Consider the following 2,580-nt stretch of genomic DNA (forward strand, 5'->3'; position numbering starts at 1 on the left):
TGCAAATTCCAGTGATATTGACCACCCAATTCCAATTTAAAGTGAGCACCTGATTCCAATTCAAAATGACCACCTAATTCCGGAGCAAACTGACCACCTCCATTTTCAATAAAAACTACTTTTTTTCATCTGTTAATTAGTATTCAAATATAGTTAAATATTAGCCTTTGTTTAACCCTCTTTTTTTTCTCATAGATTCTCCATGTAATTCGAGTCGATGGGATTGATGTATGAGTCTATCCAAAATGGCATCGGCAATAGTTTTTTCGCCAATTATATCATACCAACCTTGCACTGGGATTTGTGAGGTTACAATAATGGAACCATTATTATGCCTGTCTTCAATGATCTCCAAAAGGGTAATTCGGTTGTGACTATCCAATGCTTGGAGTCCAAAATCGTCTAGTATAATAACATCTTGCCTTTCTATTTTAGCCAATTCTCGTAGGTAAGAACCATCTGCTTTGGCCATTTTTAATTTAGCAAACAACTTAGATGTATTAAAATAACTCACTTTAAAACCCTGTATACAGGCTTGATAGCCTAATGCAGTGCCTAAATAACTTTTGCCTACACCAGTACTTCCAGTGATTAAAATATTTTCGTTTTTTTCTACAAATTCACATTCTGCTAAACGCAGAACCATGTTACGATCTAGATTACGGGTTTGGTCAAAATTGATGTTTTCAATATTTGATTTGTAATGGAATCGGGCATTAGTGATACTGCGAGCAATACGCCGATTGTGCCTTTCATCCCATTCGGCATCAATTAGCATCGATACAAACTGATCGAGTGTGTAATGGTCTGTTTTTCCGCTTTCAATAGCTGTTTTAAAAGCATTGAACATGCCATAAAGCTTCATTTGTTTCATTTTTGTTACTGTGGATTCATTCATGATTACTTGGTTTTTAATTTAATTATAATACTGTTTTCCTCTTATGTTACCGTGAACCGGGAGTTCTTGCTCGGGTTCTTGTTCAAAATCAATATGGTCTAAGTTGTTTTCTAATATATTTTGTATGGTCTTAAAATTGTAAATTTTAAAATCAAGTGCCCGCCTGCAAGCATTTATTAATCGCTGCTTCCCCACCTTTTTCTCGAAATTTAGTATTCCTAAACAACTTTTATAGGCTTGTTCAGGATGGTTTCTACTTTCAATAATCTGTAAAATATATTCCCCTACAAAGGCATCAATGCTATTTGCCCAATCAATGAAGCGAGCAGCACTCCACTGGGCTACAAATTGATGCGTACTGGCCAAATGTTCTGGAGTTGTATTATAGATGTAAGGCTTGTAATTTCGCGCGTGAACGGCTATTCGGTTGTATTTGTAATAGATCTCTACGGTTGATTTGGTATATAATAGTTTCGCTTTTTTCTTGATATATTGATAGGGAACGCTGTAGTAATTTTTGTCCTGACTCAATTGAACATGTCCATTTTGCATCACTGTTGCAAAGGATTGGTATTTGATTTCAAAGCGTTCTTGTGGTAGTGGACGTAGTTTTTGTTGCTCGTCTTCTAAAAATAATTCTATACGAGAGTAAGGACGTCCTGTGAGTTTTCGGCTATTATGAGCATCCAATAAATCCCATATCTGCTGGTTTAATTCTTCCAGAGAAAAGAATTTGGTTTCTTTTAGATTTACATAAATCCTTCGGTACAATATCTTAACGGCTCCTTCAACCAATGACTTATCTCTTGGTTTATACGCCCTGGCAGGCAAGATTGTGGTTTGGTAATGTTCGGCTAAATCAGCCAAGGTCTCATTAATTGTGGGTTCAAAACGACTGCTTTTTATTACTGCAGATTTTAGATTGTCGGGGACAATAGCCTCAGGAGTACCTTCGAAAAAGCACATAGCATTTTCTACAGAACTAACAAAATCTTCCTTTTGTTGGCTCATAGAAGCCTCTGCATAGGTGTATTGACTGGCTCCCAATATGGCTACAAAAAACTGTACTTCTTTGATTTCTCCTGTGTCTTTATCAATGATAGAGAGTGTTTTTCCAGCATAATCTACATACATTTTATCACCAGCTTTGTGATTCATATGCATTACCGGATTGACCCGTTTGCCCCATATTTTGTAGTGATGGCTAAATTGTGAACTCTTGTAGCCTTCAGGGTTTAGGGCAATATATTGCTCCCAAAGGTGCTGAATGGTAACGCCCACTTTTTTAAGTTCCCGTTCCATTTTAGGGAAAAAAGCATAAAGAATCTGCATCTTGGGACTTATTGATTCCACGGTAGTATGTGAAAACAAAAGTTCTAGTTCTGCATCTGTTTTTTCATTAAGGACTTCTAAACTTAATCCAAGGACTTCAAATAAAGAAATATACTTCTTTACTGTATTCCTAGAAAGGGATAAGTAGCTACTTATGAATAACTTACTCTTGCCGTTACAATAGAATTTAATTACTTTTCTAATTTTACTCATGTCTATTAATTTGTTTGCCATAATCCGTATTTTTTTAACGAATGTATGGTGCTAACAACATGAAAAAGTAAGTAGTTTTTAATGCTCAATTTTACCCCAAAATTAGGTGGTCAATTTGAACTGGAATAGGGTGGTCA

2 protein-coding genes are annotated in these 2,580 nt (G+C 35.8%); both read right to left on the minus strand.

The window, feature by feature from the left end; genetic code table 11:
• Positions 1-160 precede the first annotated feature (160 nt).
• Complete coding sequence (gene istB, locus EKM01_RS14475) at positions 161-898, minus strand: IS21-like element helper ATPase IstB (RefSeq protein ID WP_091255760.1); 738 nt, start codon at positions 896-898, stop codon at positions 161-163.
• Between the two features lie 18 nt (positions 899-916).
• The gene (gene istA / locus EKM01_RS14480; protein WP_126563068.1) at positions 917-2,464 is read right to left on the minus strand and encodes an IS21 family transposase; all 1,548 of its coding nucleotides are present in this window, start codon (positions 2,462-2,464) and stop codon (positions 917-919) included.
• Positions 2,465-2,580: the final 116 nt, after the last annotated feature.

Source organism: Flavobacterium sp. RSP46, from assembly GCF_003984825.1.
Lineage (GTDB): Bacteria > Bacteroidota > Bacteroidia > Flavobacteriales > Flavobacteriaceae > Flavobacterium.

Bases quoted from the DNA above. Each gene is read 5' to 3' on its own strand.
- istA (WP_126563068.1), bottom strand. From the start codon at position 2,464: ATGGCAAACAAATTAATAGACATGAGTAAAATTAGAAAAGTAATTAAA.
- istB (WP_091255760.1), bottom strand. From the start codon at position 898: ATGAATGAATCCACAGTAACAAAAATGAAACAAATGAAGCTTTATGGC.